Raw genomic sequence first — 17,212 nt, 5'->3', positions numbered from 1 at the left:
TGACAGACAGGTCAAAAATACAGGAAGTAAAATTGGTAGATTGACTACCTATCCGGCACAACCCGGATAATATGCAAACACAACATCGCAACTAAGTGTGGGGCCATTTGCCTGAGGGCAGAAAAACTTGGTCCAGCTCACCGTTGCGGGGCAAATCATAGGGTTTATGTAGCACTAGAACAATCGACATTTTATAATCTTTACTATAAAAAAAACTAATGAAGGAAAAGTATGTCTAGACGTCTCCCTCCGCTTAATTCTCTCAAGGTGTTTGAAGCGGCCGCCAGACACCTCAGCTTCACCCGTGCAGCCGAGGAGTTATTTGTCACACAAGCTGCTGTAAGCCACCAGATCAAAGCTCTTGAGGAGTTTTTGGGGTTGAAGTTGTTTCGTCGCAGAAACCGTTCTTTGCTGCTTACCGAGGAGGGGCAAAGTTACTTTTTGGATATCAAAGACATCTTTTCAGCCATCTCTGATGCGACCGACAAGGTTTTGGAACGAGGCGCGAAAGGGGCGTTAACCATTAGTTTACCTCCTAGTTTTGCTATTCAGTGGCTGGTACCAAGGCTGGCCGATTTCAACGAGCAGCACCCTGATATCGACGTCAGGATCAAGGCGGTGGATCTGGACGAGGGCTCGCTGACCGAAGATGTGGATGTCGCTATTTATTATGGCCGTGGTAATTGGCCGGGGTTGCGTGCCGATAAGCTCTATCAGGAATTCTTGCTGCCGGTCTGTTCGCCGATGCTGCTCAATGGCACCAAGCCTCTGCGCACCCTTGATGATCTCAAGTTCCATACCCTGCTTCACGATACCTCCCGCAAGGAGTGGAAGAACTATGTTCGCCACCACGGTATTGAAGGCACTAATGTCAATCAGGGGCCGATTTTCAGTCATTCGACGATGGTGCTGCAGGCGGCTGCGCACGGTCAGGGTATTGCATTGGGTAACAACGTACTGGCCCAGCCTGAGCTTGAGGCCGGTCGCTTGGTGTGCCCGTTCGACGAAGTGCTGATGAGCAAGAATGCCTTTTATATTGTCTGCCAAGAGCGTCAGGCTGATACCGGGCGGATCCAGATTTTCCGTGATTGGGTGCTGGCCAAAGCGGCCAGAGAGCAGGAAGACATGCCTGATGTGGAAGGGCAGGATGCGGCCCCGATGGTCTAATGCGGGCGGTAAGTATGAGGGGGAGAGCTGATGTCTGAATATCTGATTGATTTGCCGGAAAATGGAGACTACTGCGCGACATTTTTGTTTGCCCACGGGGCGGGGGCGGGTATGGAGCATGCCTTTATGGCGGCAGTGGCCGGCCATCTTGCGGCCCGCGGAATCCGGGTGGTCCGGTTTGATTTTCCTTATATGGTCAAGCGCCGGGAGGATGGCAAGAAGCGCCCGCCTGACCGCCAGCCGAAATTGCTGCTCGACTTTCAGCGCCATATTGCTGCTTTCGCCGGAGAAGGACGTCTGGTGATTGGCGGCAAGTCGATGGGCGGGCGAATGGCAAGCCTGATGGCCAGCGATGAGGCTGATGCGGCGCCCGATGTGGTGAACTGCCGCGAGCAGATTGCCGGGGTCGCCTGCCTGGGGTTCCCGTTCCATCCGCCCGGCAAGCCGGAGAACTTCCGTGGCGATCATCTGCAACAGGCGTGCGTGCCTACCCTGATCCTGCAGGGGGAGCGTGATACGTTCGGCACCCGGCCTGAAGTGGAAGGCTGGCATTTTTCCTCTGCCGTCGAGGTGGCTTTCCTGCCTGACGGGGATCACGGCTTTAAGCCGCGCAAGGCATCGGGGTATACCGAGGCCGGAAATATCGAGGCTGCCGCCGAGCGGCTGGCATCTTTTATCAAGGAGTGTTGCGATGGCTAGTTCACAGACGGTATTGTCGCCGGCTAGTCGCTTAACCGGGCGTATTTTGTTGGTGTTTGCCGCCTTGAGCGGGGCGGTGACTGTCGGGCTGGGGGCGTTTGCTGCTCATGGCCTCAAGGGAAGCCTCTCTCCTTATTTGCTCGGGGTTTTCGAAACAGGGGTCCAGTATCAGGCCTGGCATAGCTTGGCGATGCTGGCTTGCGTAATATTGTCACGCATTCTTGGATCAAAACAGGTATTATACGCAGCCTTATTTTTTGCCGTCGGGATTGTGTTCTTCAGCGGCAGCCTGTATGCCTTGGCGCTGACCGGGATCAAGTGGTTTGGTCCTATTACCCCGATGGGGGGCGTCTGTTTTATTATTGGCTGGGTGGTATTAGCAATAGCTGCCTGGCGATCATCTTGAGGATAGAAAGTGAATCACGTTCTATTTTACTGTCGTCCCGGTTTCGAGAAGGAATGTGCCGGAGAAGTTCAAGACAAAGCCAACGCATTGGAGTTGTTTGGCTTTCCGCGCGTCAAGAGCAACACTGGTTATGTGCTGTTTGAATTCTACCAGCAGGGTGATGCGGATACTTTTATCCAGAAGCAGCCTTATTCAGAGCTGATCTTTGCCCGCCAGATGATGGCGGTGACCCCGTTGCTGGAAAACTTGCCATCGGATGATCGTATTTCGCCGATCTTGGATGCGGTGGTTGATTTTCCTCGTTGTGGTGATCTGCGCGTGGAAACGCCGGATACCAACGAAGCCAAAGAGCTGTTGAAGTTCTGCCGTAAGTTCACAGTGCCATTGCGCCAGGCGATGCGTGGCAAAGGGATTCTTTATAATAAAGACAACCCGAAAAAGCCGGTTTTGCATTTGTGTTTTATTGCACCGGGTTGCTGTTATGTCGGTTACTCCTATAGCCACAACAATTCCCAGTTTTTCATGGGGATCCCGCGCCTGAAGTTCCCTGCTGACGCGCCGAGCCGTTCGACGCTCAAGCTGGAGGAGGCTTTCCATGTCTTTATCCCGCGCGAAGAGTGGGATGAGCGTTTGGCGTCGGGCATGTGGGGCGTTGATCTGGGCGCTTGCCCGGGTGGTTGGACTTACCAGTTGGTGAAGCGTTCGATGTTCGTCCACGCGATTGACAACGGCCAGATGGCACAGAGCCTGATGGATACCGGTCAGGTGAAACACCACGAGGTAGACGGCTTCAAATTCGAGCCGCCGCGCAAGAATGTCACTTGGATTGTGTGCGACATGGTTGAAAAGCCAGCCCGCGTTGCTCACCTGATGGGTGACTGGCTGATCAAGGCATGGGCCAAAGAGGCGATTTTCAACCTCAAGCTGCCGATGAAAGGCCGCTATGACGAAGTGCTGCAGGATATCGAGAACCTGAAACTGTACCTGATCCAGAACGGGGTGAAGTTCAAGTTGCAGGCCAAGCACCTCTACCATGACCGTGAGGAAATTACGGTTCATATCCAGCGCTTGGATAACCGCTCGCCACACTAAGTGTGACTGCACCATTATATGAATATAGAAAGGTCGCCAAGGCGGCCTTTTTTATTTTCAGCCCTAAATCACCTACTTCAGTAGGTGGTCATTAGCCTTGCAAAGTTATGCGCCATTGTCTGTGCCACGGTAATAATGTGCACTCGCTTCCAGTTATGTTTCGGTGGAGTTATTGTGGTTTTAATTTGTGAATAAGCATCACATTACCTTGCCCCTCTCTTTTTTGATTCTCAAATAACATGCATTAATATGCTCTCACTCAATAGTTAAGAGCTTGAATATCCTGCGCTATATGTAGCGTGGGTGGGTATTTATTGCCTTTTTTCCTGCTGAGGCGCATCTGCATGGCATGCGTGAATATATTATTTGAAGTTATATCCGACTATATCGATAGGGCCGCTTGTTATATTGAAATAAGCGGGGGGTTAAAAGGAATCCAATCGCAATGAAAATTAAAAATAAAGTGAGCAAGCTTTCGCTGTTGGCGGTGTCAATCATGGCATCAGGCATGGCCAATGCTAGCCAGAGCCAGCCTGAATACATTGAGATCATGAATGATACCGCGCGTAAGATTGAAGCGCGTTTGGCTGAGTTGAACCAGTTCGCAGTATCACCGGATTACCTGTACACCATTGACCAAGTAGATTTCCCTGCGTCACACGTACCGGCTTTCAGCAACGGTAAGTACTTGTCTATCAATGGCATTGTCTATCCGGTGACGACGGATAATACGGTATCGGCACCGATGCGCCATTGGTCGGACGAAAGTGCGATGCGCAACCTGTTCAGCTTCTTGGGTGATGAGTGGGAGTTGAGCTGGTACCAAGGCGGTATCACTATCGTGAATAAGAAATTCGGTAACTACGATTATGGCAACGGCTGTTTGCTTGAGTATTACCCGATGGCAGATCATATTCCGGGTGAATACATCAATAAAGATTACGGCCTAGTGCGTGAACTAGAAACGTGTTTCGACAATTCAATGGGTGAGCGCCCAGTCTATGAAGCCGAGCGTGTGAACCCTCACCACTTTGCGGTGCATGCACAATATGCCAACTTCATTGCTTTGGAAGATTACAAGAACCAGCTGATTGCCGCACACTCACCACGTTCTGAGTATGGAAAAATCGCCAACCCGGTAATTGGTTTTTACGATCAGAAGACAGGGCAAACCGATAAAATTACCGCGATCAGCAAAGGTCGTCCGTACACCACGATTAACGATATCCGTCGTCACGGCAAACAATTATATGTATCGGCAGTAACGGCACACAACCGTATTGATATTTTCGATATTGAAACGAAAGAATACCAATATTCTCTGGGTATTAACCTAGAGGGTGCGGCGAAAATTGCGGTATCGGACCAATACGTATTGGTGAGCGGCAAGAAAGGCATTGCGGTTTACCACAATGTGACGGCTGAAAAACACGAAATTAAAGACGTGAAGCCGTTTGCTTATTTGGCAAATAACGGTGCGCACAGCCTAGAGCTGCTGGGTAACAAACTGCTGGCTGCATCAAGCACCGGTTATGCGGTTTATGATTTGGCTTCGCTGTCTGAAGGTCAAACTCAAAAAGCCATGGTGGAAGCATCGGTAGGCTTTGCCACGATTGATGTGAAAGGCAACCAGCTGATCGCAAAACAAAGCCAGCGCGTGGCGATGTATGACATCGATAAATTCATCGCTGACGGTTACCGTTTCAAAGAAGCGGCACAAGCGGTGTACCAAGTGGACGGTCAGCACCTGAGCGCGAAAGATTTGCTACTGACAGATCACGGCTTCGTGACCTTGACTGACTCTGTGACGACCCATGTACATACCATCAATGCGGTGACGTTCACGCCAAACGTGTCTGTACCTGAAGCGGCATTGACCTTCTCGGCACTGCCTGCAGAAGCGACCGTGACCTCTGTGCTGCAAGACGGTGAATGTGCCAGCGTACTTTCTCTGGTGGCGAACACCCGCTCTATGCTGAACGTACGTCTGCTAGACCGTGATACAGTGGAAATCACCAACTTCACGGAAGTGGACATGGCCAATGTGGCGTTGGATATCACGGCGCAAAACCAGTACAACTGGGCACGTTTGGGCCAGCTTGATCGCCTGCCTGCTCATACGCGTATTGTGCTACCAATCACTGCACTGAATGCCGACAAGCGTTTTAACACGGTAGATGGCAGCGGCGTATACGACTACAGCGGCATGCTGAAAACGATGAAAGGCGTAAGCGGCGCCTACGGCCACGAAGGGACACAAAACATCTTCACATCACGCTTTAGTACCACCACGGAGCATCCGTTGTTGGACAAGCTAGCAGCGATCACGGCAAACTGGGACATCGAGTTCACTGACCGTACCATCTTCGATACACAAGAAGTGGAGTGGGATGCCAACAGCGCGAAGCGTCACATGGAACTGCTGACGAACATGGCTTACATCATGTCGAGCGATGCCTTCAAGCAGAAGCTGATGAACTACAAAGCAACGTATGGCCATGACATGCAGGTTGGCAATGTTGTGTTTAACACCGAACGCGCTTATACCAACTTTTTGTCCGTGACATTGGGTGAAAACGGCTTCACGAACTTCCGTAAAGCGGAAGATTTCCAGAATCCGTATGGCATCGTTGGCCGTCGTGGCACCATGTTTGGCCTGTCAGATGAAGAGTTGGATCGTATTGACCGTGGTGATCTAAACCGTTTTGCCCATTATATGGCTGAGCAGATCTCACGTAACTACTTCTTTGACTGTACGCCAACACCGTGTACGTGGAAAGAGCAGCATCTGGCTAAGCTGATCATGGATGTGATGACAGAGCTGACTGATGCCGGTGATCTGCCTTACCACCAGTAAGCGCGTCATCACCGCACTAAACAAAGCATAGCGAGTTGTTCCCTCGCACAATAAAGCCACTCTTCGGAGTGGCTTTTTTCGTTACGGGAGACGCGGTATCTCCGTGCTCTTTCCAGTATGTGTCGATCAGGCTTCTGTGGGCTGATAGCGAATGTCTTGCAGGTTGAAGCCCAGTGTCAGGTCGGTTTTTAGGCTGGCGACCTGTTTGCAGGCAATAGCGCTGTTACGGTGTGCCTCGATTTTCTTTTGCCATTTAGCTGGCAGATCGTCGGCGGCCAGAATCGCTTCCAAAGAAGGATAGAGGCTCAGCAGTTCGGTGGCCGCTTTCGGACCGATACCCGGCACCCCCGGGATCTTGCTGGAGCTGATCCCAGCCAGTCCCCAGTAATCGGTCAGTTGTTCGGGTTTTACCCCAAATTCTTTTTCAATGAACGGGCTGTCGAGCCAGCGCTCTTGGAAGTAATCACGAATACGCAAAGTCGGCTGTAGCAATTGGCAGTAGCCTTTATCGGTCGAAATAATGGTGACCTGCTCGCAGCGTGAAGCGACTTTGAGGGCCAGTGTCGCCACTAAATCATCCGCTTCATCGCCGTCGGACAGCAGGGAATCAATGCCCATGTCCATAAAGGCATCTTGAATAATCTCCATCCCCGCGTGCAGCGCATCCGGCATCGGTTTGCGGCCTTCTTTATAGTTTGGCAGCAGTTCGGCTCGCCAGCCGCGATCATCACCGTGGTGATCGAACACCGCCACAATGTGGGTCGGTTGGCTGAGGTTGATGATCTTGTGTAGGGCTTGGCAGCAGACTTTGGCGGTGTTGGCTATATCGGCATCGTTGTGCTGTGCCGCATGGACCCGGCGGATCAGGTTGAGGGCATCAATAATGACAAGGTGGATTGAAGACATAGCGTTAACCGTATAGCGAGTAAAAAAATAAAGGGCATGCATATCAAGCGTTTCATATCACCTGAGATGCGGCCCTTTATTGTACGCATACTTAGCGGGAAGTAACACCGCCGATATCAGTCGCGCTTATTTTCCGTTGGTCTGATGATTTGTGATGATTTCGTAGCAGGGCTCGTACGTTGAGCCTGGTAATTTCATTCGCTGCTGGTCGACAAATTGCTTGAGCAGCTTGTCCATCCGTTTCATCAATGCACTATCGCCGTTGATTTGGAAACGCCCCCTGCGTTCTATTTCGCGGATGCCTTCTTCCTTCACGTTGCCCGCGACGATGCCTGAGAACGCACGGCGCAGGTTGGCGGCCAAATGCTCTGGGCGTTGTTTCATGTGCAGGTCAAGGCTGGCCATCGATTCATGGGTGGGTTCGAACGGCAGTTGGAACTCCGGCGGAATGTTGAGTGACCAGCTGAAGCTGTAGGCGTCGCCCGTAGCGAGGCGGTGCTCCTTGACCATTGGCATCGCCGATTTCATCACCCGGGCGACTTTTGCCGGATCATCGATGATGATCTGGTAGTGGCGGGTGGCGGCTTCGCCAAGGGTATCGCGGATGAAGCTGTCGAGGGTACGGAAATACGGTTCGCTTTCCTTCGGCCCGGTGAGCACCAGTGGCATAGGTTGTTCGGCATTGGCTGGTTCCATTAGGATCCCGAGAATATACAGAAGCTCCTCGGCCGTACCGGCCCCGCCCGGGAAGATGATGATCCCGTGGCCGAGGCGGACAAATGCCTCGAGGCGCTTTTCGATATCAGGCAGGATCACCAGCTCGTTGACGATCGGGTTGGGGGGCTCGGCCGCGATAATAGAGGGTTCGGTTAGGCCGATAAAACGGTTGTTGCGGTAACGTTGCTTGGCGTGGCCGATGGCCGCCCCCTTCATTGGCCCTTCCATTGCTCCCGGGCCACAGCCGGTACAGACGTTGAGCTCGCGCAGCCCGAGTTCGTTGCCGACCTCGCGGGTGTACTGGTATTCGACAGGGTTGATGGAGTGCCCGCCCCAGCAGACCACGATGTTTGGATCTTCACCTGAGCGAACGGTTTTGGCATTGCGCAATACGCTGAACACAAAGTTGGTGATGTGGGGGGAACTAGTCAGGTTGATGTCTTTGCGTTGTTGGACGTGCATATTGACGTAGACGATATCACGCAGCACCGCGAACATGTGTTCTTGGATCCCACGGATAATTTTCCCATCGACAAAGGCATGCTCTGGCGGGTTCATCAGCTCAAGTTTGATCCCGCGCTCGCGGCGCATTACGTTGACATCGAAGCTTTTGTGCTGTTCTAGCAGTTCTTTGGAGTTATCGGTGTGGCTGCCCGAATTGAGCACGGCGAGCGAGCAGTTGCGGTATAGCCGATAGATTTCGCTGCTGGCGGTGGCCTTGAGTAGATCGACCTCATGTTGAGACAGCAGATCCATAGCCCCGACAGGACTGATATGTGTGATCATGGTTACCTCCCTGGTCATGACAAGGCGGCAGTAGCCACAAGTCTATTCAGCGTAGGAAGAAAGGCGGGCCCTGCCGGAAGAAAGCAGAAGGTAGGTATTGGGTACATTCTGTTTCTGTGCGATCAGCCAGAGCTCGATGGTGGATGGTTTGGTTGAGATGTGAGCGATAAGTGGCTGATATAAATACAACCATACACAGAATTGGTGATTTTTTCCAGTTCCGGGCTCGCAGAATCGCAGCCCGGTACGGTCGGTTAGGAGATCCAGATAAGGCGGCTGTTGCCTGCGCTGCGGGCACTGAGCAGTGCCTTTTCAGTACGTTCGATGATATCGGATGGGGTGTCGTTGGCATCGAATAGGGTGGCACCGATAGAGGCCGTGATCGTAACGTTCTTGTCACGGAACCTGAACGGTAACTGGCTGATGGATTCGCGTATCACTCCTAGTCGCTTGTTACGCTCGTCTTCATTGACATCGGGCATGACCAACATAAAGGCATCGTCGCTGAAGCGGGCAACGACGTCGGTATCGGCGATTTGCTGGCGCAGGGTCTTGGCGATGATTTTGAGAATTTTGTCCCCGGCGACATGGCCAAATTTTTCGTTGATGGATTTGAATCCATCAATATCGACCAACGCGACGCACAATGGGTGCTGGTAGCGTAGCCAGCGGCGGTACTCATGTTCGAGGCGCTCGTTGATGGCGGCGCGGTTATAGACTCGGGTCAGGTTGTCGAGGAACATCCTGTGTTCTTGGTCAGTGAGTCGCTGGCGGTAGTCCTGTGTCTGGTCGTAAAGATTGGTAAGCTTGGTGCCATTGTAGCTGAGCTGTTCAAGCAGGGCTTTTTCTCTTTTTTCCAATGCTTTATTACGCTCAGACAAAATAACGAGCTCTTTGGTCAGGGTGGTGAGTTCACTGCGCCAGCCATCAAGGTTCTGGTTTTCAGCCAGGCCCTGTCGGATAGAGTTTGCCAATTCGGCCAGCTCGCGGGTCATTTCGCAGCGGTGCTCGTAGATCATGTTGCTCTGTTCGGCGCTTTGCTGGGTTGTTTTGTGCAGCGTACTGATATCACCGCTGACCTTGTCGAGAAATTGCTGTGAGCTGCGGCGTTCCTGACGGGTTCCTTCGAGAACGAGACGAAGGACATCAAGGGATAGCTCGGTCAGCTCGGTCGGCTGAACGCCAACTAACAGCTGGTTGCGAATTGTCAGCAGTTTGCTGCCTGCATCGCCGTCGAAGTCAAGCTCGGTGATCAGGTGTTGTAATTCGCTGGCCAGTTTGAGCTGTAGATCGTGAGCCGCCTCAGACGGACCGTTACTTGGCCCGAAGTGGGCCGCTAGCTTGAGGGCTCGATCGTAGAGTGCGATAAGCCTGACGGCTTGCTGGTGGGTTTGCGACAAGGTGGTATTGGGTTGCGACAGCAGGTTGCGCAAATCGCGCTTGAGCTGGGGCGGCAACCCGTGCACACGGCGCAGCACCTCGCCACTGTGATGGATCTGTTGGCTCAGGAAGGCGTTTTCCTGCTCGGCAAAGTTAGCCATGCGCGAAACCAGCCGCTCGATTACCGCGATACGCGGTAGCAGCTTGCTGATATCTTTGTGTTGCTCAAGTTCCAGGCGTAAAGAATCCAGCCGGTCGTCCAGCTCGCTATCTATACCCCGGCAAGCAACGGCCAGACGGCTGATCAGCCTTTTCAGAATAATGAGCTCTCGGCGGGATTTGAGTGTTTCGTCCCGGTAGCTCAGTTGGGCTTGGTCCAGTCGGAGTTTTAGTTGACTGAGCTCCGAAGCCACTGCGTTGATATCTGTCACGTGTACATCAATGTCCCAAAGGGGCAAACTCTTTCGAAATCAGGTTGTTATTTTGTAATTTGAATAAACATGCTAGCAAAAACCCAATCGTAATGCATGTTTATTGTTATTTTGCTCTATAAATTTAGTCTACCTAGGCATTTGTGTCAGAAGCGTGATCGTTGCTCCAGTTAATTTCCTTTGCTGACGAGCTCTGCACTTTGATCAGGCCATTATCGATGGCTTGGGTGCAGGCGCGGCGGAAGTTGTCGCTGGCAAAGCTGGCGGCTGGCGCTGCATCGATCGCGCTGAGATGCACCCACTGGCTGCCACTTTCCTGTTTGCTGAGATCTCGGGCGGTATTGGTGGCCATCAATAGGATGTCGAGCAATTCATGGTCGTTGATCGCGGTATAGGCGCGGGGCAGGAATGGGTATTCAGCCATGCCGATCCGGACTCGGTTATCAATTTTACGCTGGCCGACGAAGCGATCTATGAGCTGTTGGAGAGAGTGCGCCAGTTCCTCTGGGGCCGAGTCGAGCCGCGAGTTCGGCTCGATGTAGAGGAACATGGCATCGGAGAAATGGTAGAGCCGTGCGGGCTCGCAGACTTGTTGGTTGAGGTACTCGCCAAAAGCCCGCTCGAGGTCGAGTCCTTGCTGGTAACCGTGGGTCAGGTAAATATGCTTGAGGAACGGGACTTCAAACAGGGCGAAGCGCAAGCGGTCGCTCAATGGTTCATTGATGATTTCGCCAAGGTGCCACTGCTCGAAGTTGGCACTGCTCTGTTGCAGCGATGACGGCAGTTTGGCGGTCAGCATCCGCAAGTTGCGCAGCCCACTGCGTGGGTGGGTGTAGAAATCGGTTCTCAGTCGGTGGAGGCGAGCCTGCAGCTGCTTGGCAGTACGGTTGCGGCTAAGCAGAACCATACCGCCAACGGTAAGAACACAGAACAGGAAGATGGTGACATTTTTCTGTTTGTACAGTGCTTTTTCGCTCTCGAACTGTTCGCGTTCGAGCTCCTCTAGGTGAAGAGAACGTTCCAGCATCCGTTGTTGTTGCTTGAATACCTCGACGTTGCTCCTAACCTGTGCTTGCTCTTTGCTGCTGAACAATTGCTCGTAGCGCCGCTGACTAAGGAGGGCGTTGTAGTAGTCTTTTTGTTGCTCGAATGCGAGGGATAGCAAGTGTTCGCCGTCGAGTTGCAGGTCGAGATCCCCGATTCGGCTGGCGGTCATCAGCCCTGATTGGAGGATCGGTACGGCTTTGTCTAGGTTGCCCTCGGCAAGCTCGAGCTGGCCTTGGAGCAAGCTGGCTTCGGCCAGAATCGCTTCGTTTCCGCTTTGATTGGCAAGTAGGCGGGTGTGCTGGAGATACTGCTCCGCTTTCGGGTAATTATAGAGCTGGAGGTAGACCCGGGCGATACTTAGCCGTAACTGAGCTGAGCGAAATTTATGCTGGAGCTGGTTTTCCTGGTCCAGAGCATTGAAGTAGTGAACCAGCGCCAAATTATAGCGGCCTTGCTGTTCGTAGATATCGGCGATCAGCGCTAAGGTCTGGGCCAGAGGCAGGGTCCGGCGGTAACGTTCGAAGAACTCGCCGGCCTGAGTAGCGTGCTCGAGCGCTTTGTCGAATACCTTGCGCTGCTCGAACAGTGAGGCGAGGGCGAAATTGGCAATGGCAGTCTGGGCTTTGTCGTCATTGTCGACAGCCATCCAGTAACTGCTCAATAGTCGGTCGAGCGCCATGTCGAAATGACCATGCTTGAGATAATGCTCGCCCAGCACCCGCTGGTAGTGGATCAGTTCTTTGGTATCGTCAAGGTTGACCAGATAGCGCTTGGCGCGAATGAACAGCTTCTCGGCACTGCTCTCTTCGCCGATACTGGATTTGATCACCGCCCGCTGCATGAGGGTTTGGTATTGCAGCCGCTGGATCTGGCTTGCCATCATCAGGTTTTTGCCTGCTGAAATTTGCTGTTCGACTTTGTCGAGTAGTTCGAGAGCATGGGCACTATTTTTGAGGTTATCCCAATAAATTGCCGCATGGACAAGACGGCTCTCCAATTGGCTAAACAGCAGGTTTTCCTTGGTGGCCAGTTGTTCGGCGAGTTTGATTGTCGCCAGTGATTTCTTGGTCTGGCCGAGTTGAGATTCGGCCTTGGCCTTGATTTGCAGTGCATTAACTGTGCTTAGCGGGGTGCGGATCGAATGGTCGGTCTCGTCGGTGATGTGGACCCGCGAGGTTTCCTTGGGGGCACTCAGGCGGCGCTGGTCAAGGTAGCGTTCGGTAATATCAAGAGACTGTTCAGGGCTGGTAGAAAGCAGCTCATCGGCTTCGGCCAATAGCGGTGTGGCAAATATTTTGGCCTGTGCGCTACAGGCAGTGGTAAGGAACAAGGCTACGCAGGCTAGCCGACGGAATGAAGACATACGACAAAAGACCCCGATAAACATGGCGATCAATATTAATGGCTTGGAGGGGCAAGTCCAGCAAACTATGCGAATTTGCCGGACTTATTGCCGAATTACGGCTTATTGTCGAGCCATACGGCTGTTGTTGCTCGGTGTTTTGCCCATATTGGTGCGGTATGGGTTGATATCCAGTCCGCCACGGCGAGTATAACGGGCGTAGACAGTCAGCAGTTCAGGCTGGCAGTACTTCATGATATCGGTGAAGATTCGTTCTACGCATTGCTCGTGAAACTCGTTGTGGTTGCGGAACGAAACAATGTAGCGCAATAGCTTTTCGCGGTTGATCTGCTTTCCGGTATAGGAAATACGCACGCTACCCCAGTCGGGCTGACTGGTGATCAGGCAGTTGGACTTGAGCAAGTTACTGTTTAGTTCTTCCGTCACGATCTCGCCATCGGCCGCACCTTCCAGGTGATCTGGGTTGAAGGCATAGTCGCTGATTTCGATATCCTGCTCATCGATGCAGGTACCGCTGAACGCAACAACTTCTTCGTTGGTAAAATCTGACAGTGGTTGGATAGTGACGTCTACGTCAGCTCCCGCGCACTGGCTGAGATCTTTTTGAAGTTGGTCGGCAACTTGCTGCCAGTTGTCGAATCGGGTTTGGTTGAAGCTGTTGAGGTAGAGCTTGAAGGATTTTGATTCAATCAGATTCGGGCTGTTAGCCGGAAGACGAACTTCGCCAATAGCGACCTGCGGTAGCCCCTTGCCGTTGAGCCAGGACAGTTCGTAGAGGGTCCAGATGTCATAGCCGGTAAATGGCAGGCTGTCGCCTAGAGCCAGGTCATCACGATTCAGGCTCCGGGGTACCGGCTGAAGTAGCGATGGGTCATACTGATCTTTATACTCGGTCGTTTTCCCTAGGGTTAAACCGGCTAATTCTTTTGCGTCTTTATATTTGCTCATACTGTCCTGGACACACTTGGATTAGAATAGCCAAAGTTTACTTAATCTTTTGAGAGGTTGCGAATGAATCATCCCGTTGCGGTGGCGTTATTTGAGTTTTCTTCCCGCTATTTGCAGGCATGGTGTGATGCCGGTCAAGGTTTTCCTCGTTCTGCTGAATTAGTCGGGTTGGCTTCACCGTGCGTGGAGGGAGATGATGGTGATGAGGTGAGCTGGCAGCCCGTTGTTCGACAGCCTGTCGGGGATCTTTCTGCCGTCGAAAAAGGCATCGAGTTGCGCCTGCATGAAGATATCGTTGCGTTCTATTCTTCCCAGTTTGCCGGGGATATGGCCGGCCGCTTTGCGACGCCTGACGGCTACATTGAGCTGGAATTGCTTCAAGCGTTTAATGATGGGGACGTGGAGCGGCTACAGGAGAATATTCTGGGCCATCTGGTAACCCAGCGCCGGCTCAAGCTCAAACCGACGGTCTTTATTGCCGCATTGGCATCGGAGAGCGAGGTGGTATCGGTATGCAACCTGTCTGGCCAAGTTATTCTGGAGACATTGGGCAAGGAGCAGCGCGAGGTATTGGCGGCTGATCTGGAGAGTTTCTTGGCCAAACTTGAACCTGTGGTTAAGGCTGGGTGATCGATGTACGTTGTTGAGTTGCAATTCGAGTGTTTCGACAACACGACGGTATCTGCGGTGGACGCGGCGATCAATGGTCTGATTGATGCTCTGCGTTACAACGGTCAAGTGCTTGGCCGCGAGTTTCCTATCGTGATGGATGACGGGGTGTTCAAGGTCAGGGCGGTGTGCCCTGAGCAGGACAGCTTGCATCCGGACTTCCATAGCCCGCAGGTATCAGCTTGCCTGAAACAGTTGAGCCAGGCCAGCCTGCTTAACCCGAAGGTCAAAATGCTGGGGCGTGATTTGAATTCAGAAGCGGCGGCTGAGGATTTCTCGCCGAGCTGGCAGGTACTGTACACCACCTATGTTCATACTTGCTCGCCATTGCGTTGTGGCGATACCTTGATGCCGATCCCGCTGTATCGGCTTGCCGAGTCGACGTTTAACGGCGATCACAAGGCGGTGGTCAAATGGCAGACCGAATGGCAGGCGTGTGATGAGATCCAGATGGCGGGTGGCTGTCAGGCTGAGCATGCCGCGCTGCATGAAATCCGCGATGCAGACAGTGACCTGTTCCGCAGAGGTTGGGATCTTCGAGGCCGAATTGAGTATATCTCGAAGATACCTACTTATTACTACCAGTACCGGGTTGGCGGGGAAAGTTTGGAGAGTGAGCTCAACCGGCCATGCCCTAAGTGCGGCGGGGAGTGGCGCTTGGACTCTCCCCTTCATGGTATTTTCCACTTCAAATGCGATAGCTGCCGGGTTGTTTCCAATTTATCGTGGGATTTCCAGTAAGCCGTAAGGTGGTGATATTGGCCGATGCCTCATCTGCTAGATTGGGGGTTATCGAGCCTGTTCGAGTTTTTCGAGACGGCCGGTTAAATCGGCGACCAGTTGTTCAAGTTTGCTGATCCGTTCTTCGGCCGAGAGTTGGGGGACGGATTTTTCAATTTTGGGTACCCGTGCACTGCTTTTCCAGCTCTGCAGGGCCTTAATGATAACGGGCATCGGTAGGGGCTCAGGCAACCGTGCTTTGATCAGGGCCACTGATGGCTCTTTGCCTTCGGCAATCAATGATTCGATGGCATTTGACAATGCCTGGCTGATAGGTGATGGCATCCTGTATCCTTCTTATTTGGGTTTGCCCTATTGTTGCTCAAACGCTACGGAATGCCTATCCCTCGGCTCTCTTTCTGTGGGGGCTGTAATAATGGTTATTTGCGAAGTAATGCATCAAGTTGGTCAATCACCTCGCACCAATCGGCATCTTGCTCTTGCGACTCCTTGATAAACCGTTTTTGTGCCGGCTGCCAAAAATGCGCTTCCGATAGCTTTTCGTGCTGGGCTAGCTGATGTTCGGCTAAGAAAGTTTCAATAAATTCCTTGGAGCTGTTCATACCGAGTTGGCTGAAGAGTGATGATAGGTTGTGATTGAACGTTTCCATCGTTTGCTCCTTGGCCTGCGTGGTGATGACGGTTTTGTTCCTCAAAACTGGCAAGGAGCCAGCAATTTCGTTGCCTTATAGTTAGCGTAGCCGCTTTTCAGTTGGTGGTGTATTGTCTTTTTTCTCGTAACTTTGTGCGAGATCTCTTACAAGAGCGTGGGAGATTATGAATTATAAGATAGGCATATGACGGCCAGTGTTTGCTTAACTTCTTGATTAAATGAATTTTGTTTCACTTTATTTTAAATTGTGAAAACTTGCGCAAAATGCCAAATGCTCAATAAGGCTGTTTAATAGGGGTGAAAAACGTATTCTATACGTGTCGGAAGGAACTGACGGAACGGAACAGGAAAGCCCCAAGGATTCGGGGAGTCTCAGGATGAGACCGGTGTACTAGGATGGTATATCGAACATGGACTGTGAAGGGACAGCCGAGGAACGGCTAGCGGTAAGCAGGAAGTTTGCCGGTCAGGATGACAAAATGGACCACTTCAGGATGAAGTCAAGGACCCCTCCAGGAAGGATGCTGAGAGTCAGTACAGGAAGGACTGACGGGCGAGGATTGCCGAAGGACAACTTCAGGACGAAGCATAAAGGATTGGGCTGACGGATTACAGCCACTCAAAGGAATGATGCAGGGAGCACCATAGTAGCGGGATTGCTGCAAGTAAGACCTAAGGGCGCAACGCAAGTTGCGCCCGTTCTTTTTTTGGCATCATTGCCAAGGCGATGCCGGCCACCTTCCTTGTGCTACCTCATCTATTTGACTCATCTCACTGTTTAATTTATAAAATATAGCTAACAGAGTTATATTTGGAATATATTTCTGCTATTGCAAAATAGAATAGTCATATTCTCTAATGCAATGGGTTGCAGTGTTGTGCCTGTCCTTCTGTAAGAGATCTCTTACAACAACGTGAGAGCTCTATGATCTCATCAGCCTAAAATCTCTATCCCTTTTCTTTTTATTTTATAATAATCAAGCATTTACTTTTATTTTTCGCTGGTGGCATATTCTTTCAGTCCGAAGAAGGAAGATCTGGTAATTGTTTGCCGGGGGCTTGCGAGTATTATTGTCTCTGTCGACGGGATGCGCGACAGGGAACGGAAAGCGTAGGATGCGCGGCCTTAAGGATGAGGAGATGCAGGCGAGGATGCCTGTTTCACTAGGACGGTTGGAAAGCGGTAGGGATGCTGGTGATTGCCATGATGGCGATCAGGAAGGATGCCATAGGACAGCTTCAGGATGGGGCAGGGATATACGTCAGGATGACGTTTAGGGAAATGTTCTAGGATGGGACAAGGACCTCTCAGGATGAGTTATCAGGAATGCCTTCAGGATGAGGGAAAGGG

14 protein-coding genes are annotated in these 17,212 nt (G+C 52.0%); 7 read left to right on the top strand and 7 right to left on the bottom strand.

Annotation, left to right across the window (positions count from 1 at the left end; translation table 11 throughout):
• Positions 1 to 231: 231 nt before the first annotated feature.
• The 5 genes from ACSF8X_RS14995 (at position 232) to ACSF8X_RS14975 (ending at position 6,221) form a co-directional block, all read left to right on the top strand.
• Entirely contained in the window at positions 232 to 1,167 is a 936-nt protein-coding gene (locus ACSF8X_RS14995) for a transcriptional regulator GcvA (RefSeq protein ID WP_047881058.1), read from the top strand.
• Positions 1,168 to 1,197: 30 nt separating this feature from the next.
• Positions 1,198 to 1,866: an alpha/beta family hydrolase gene (locus ACSF8X_RS14990; RefSeq protein WP_500850330.1), complete on the top strand. Its 669-nt coding sequence runs from the start codon at positions 1,198 to 1,200 to the stop codon at positions 1,864 to 1,866.
• Entirely contained in the window at positions 1,859 to 2,272 is a 414-nt protein-coding gene (locus ACSF8X_RS14985) for a DUF423 domain-containing protein (protein WP_500850329.1), read from the top strand. The genes ACSF8X_RS14990 and ACSF8X_RS14985 overlap by 8 nt, the downstream gene beginning before the upstream one ends.
• A gap of 9 nt (positions 2,273 to 2,281) precedes the next feature.
• The gene (rlmM, locus tag ACSF8X_RS14980) at positions 2,282 to 3,364 is read left to right on the top strand and encodes a 23S rRNA (cytidine(2498)-2'-O)-methyltransferase RlmM (RefSeq protein WP_500850328.1); all 1,083 of its coding nucleotides are present in this window, start codon (positions 2,282 to 2,284) and stop codon (positions 3,362 to 3,364) included.
• Between the two features lie 445 nt (positions 3,365 to 3,809).
• Positions 3,810 to 6,221 (top strand): hypothetical protein, encoded by a 2,412-nt coding sequence (locus tag ACSF8X_RS14975; protein WP_500850327.1) that lies wholly within the window; start codon positions 3,810 to 3,812, stop codon positions 6,219 to 6,221.
• 126 nt (positions 6,222 to 6,347) lie between these two features.
• On the opposite strand, the gene xni is transcribed toward ACSF8X_RS14975, so the two are convergent.
• The 5 genes from xni to queF all read right to left on the bottom strand — a co-directional run bounded on the left by xni (position 6,348) and on the right by queF (position 13,799).
• Entirely contained in the window at positions 6,348 to 7,127 is a 780-nt protein-coding gene (xni, locus tag ACSF8X_RS14970; protein ID WP_500850326.1) for a flap endonuclease Xni, read from the bottom strand.
• A gap of 126 nt (positions 7,128 to 7,253) precedes the next feature.
• The gene (gene ppnN, locus ACSF8X_RS14965) at positions 7,254 to 8,630 is read right to left on the bottom strand and encodes a nucleotide 5'-monophosphate nucleosidase PpnN (protein WP_500850325.1); all 1,377 of its coding nucleotides are present in this window, start codon (positions 8,628 to 8,630) and stop codon (positions 7,254 to 7,256) included.
• 254 nt (positions 8,631 to 8,884) lie between these two features.
• Positions 8,885 to 10,441 carry a GGDEF domain-containing protein gene (locus tag ACSF8X_RS14960; RefSeq protein ID WP_047881065.1) on the bottom strand — a complete coding sequence of 519 codons (1,557 nt, stop codon included), beginning with the start codon at positions 10,439 to 10,441 and terminating at the stop codon, positions 8,885 to 8,887.
• A 133-nt stretch (positions 10,442 to 10,574) separates the two neighbouring features.
• Positions 10,575 to 12,851: a GGDEF domain-containing protein gene (locus ACSF8X_RS14955; RefSeq protein WP_500850324.1), complete on the bottom strand. Its 2,277-nt coding sequence runs from the start codon at positions 12,849 to 12,851 to the stop codon at positions 10,575 to 10,577.
• A gap of 102 nt (positions 12,852 to 12,953) precedes the next feature.
• Positions 12,954 to 13,799 carry an NADPH-dependent 7-cyano-7-deazaguanine reductase QueF gene (gene queF, locus ACSF8X_RS14950; protein WP_047881066.1) on the bottom strand — a complete coding sequence of 282 codons (846 nt, stop codon included), beginning with the start codon at positions 13,797 to 13,799 and terminating at the stop codon, positions 12,954 to 12,956.
• A gap of 63 nt (positions 13,800 to 13,862) precedes the next feature.
• Here queF and syd point away from each other — a divergent pair, with 63 nt between their 5' ends.
• Positions 13,863 to 14,429: a SecY-interacting protein gene (syd, locus tag ACSF8X_RS14945; RefSeq protein ID WP_500850323.1), complete on the top strand. Its 567-nt coding sequence runs from the start codon at positions 13,863 to 13,865 to the stop codon at positions 14,427 to 14,429.
• 3 nt (positions 14,430 to 14,432) lie between these two features.
• Positions 14,433 to 15,209, top strand: coding sequence for a Zn-ribbon-containing protein (locus tag ACSF8X_RS14940; RefSeq protein WP_047881068.1), 777 nt, complete (start codon positions 14,433 to 14,435; stop codon positions 15,207 to 15,209).
• Between the two features lie 48 nt (positions 15,210 to 15,257).
• On the opposite strand, the gene ACSF8X_RS14935 is transcribed toward ACSF8X_RS14940, so the two are convergent.
• Together ACSF8X_RS14935 and ACSF8X_RS14930 are read right to left on the bottom strand one after the other, a co-directional pair.
• Positions 15,258 to 15,533 carry a hypothetical protein gene (locus tag ACSF8X_RS14935; RefSeq protein ID WP_500850322.1) on the bottom strand — a complete coding sequence of 92 codons (276 nt, stop codon included), beginning with the start codon at positions 15,531 to 15,533 and terminating at the stop codon, positions 15,258 to 15,260.
• 95 nt (positions 15,534 to 15,628) lie between these two features.
• A complete protein-coding gene (locus ACSF8X_RS14930; protein WP_047881070.1) occupies positions 15,629 to 15,859 on the bottom strand; it encodes a DUF2789 domain-containing protein in 231 nt (76 codons plus the stop codon).
• Between the last annotated feature and the right edge of the window lie 1,353 nt (positions 15,860 to 17,212).

This window comes from Photobacterium panuliri, from assembly GCF_059920555.1.
The sequence above is the reverse complement of the archived record's forward strand: the minus strand, read 5'-3'. Positions and strand labels throughout refer to the sequence as shown.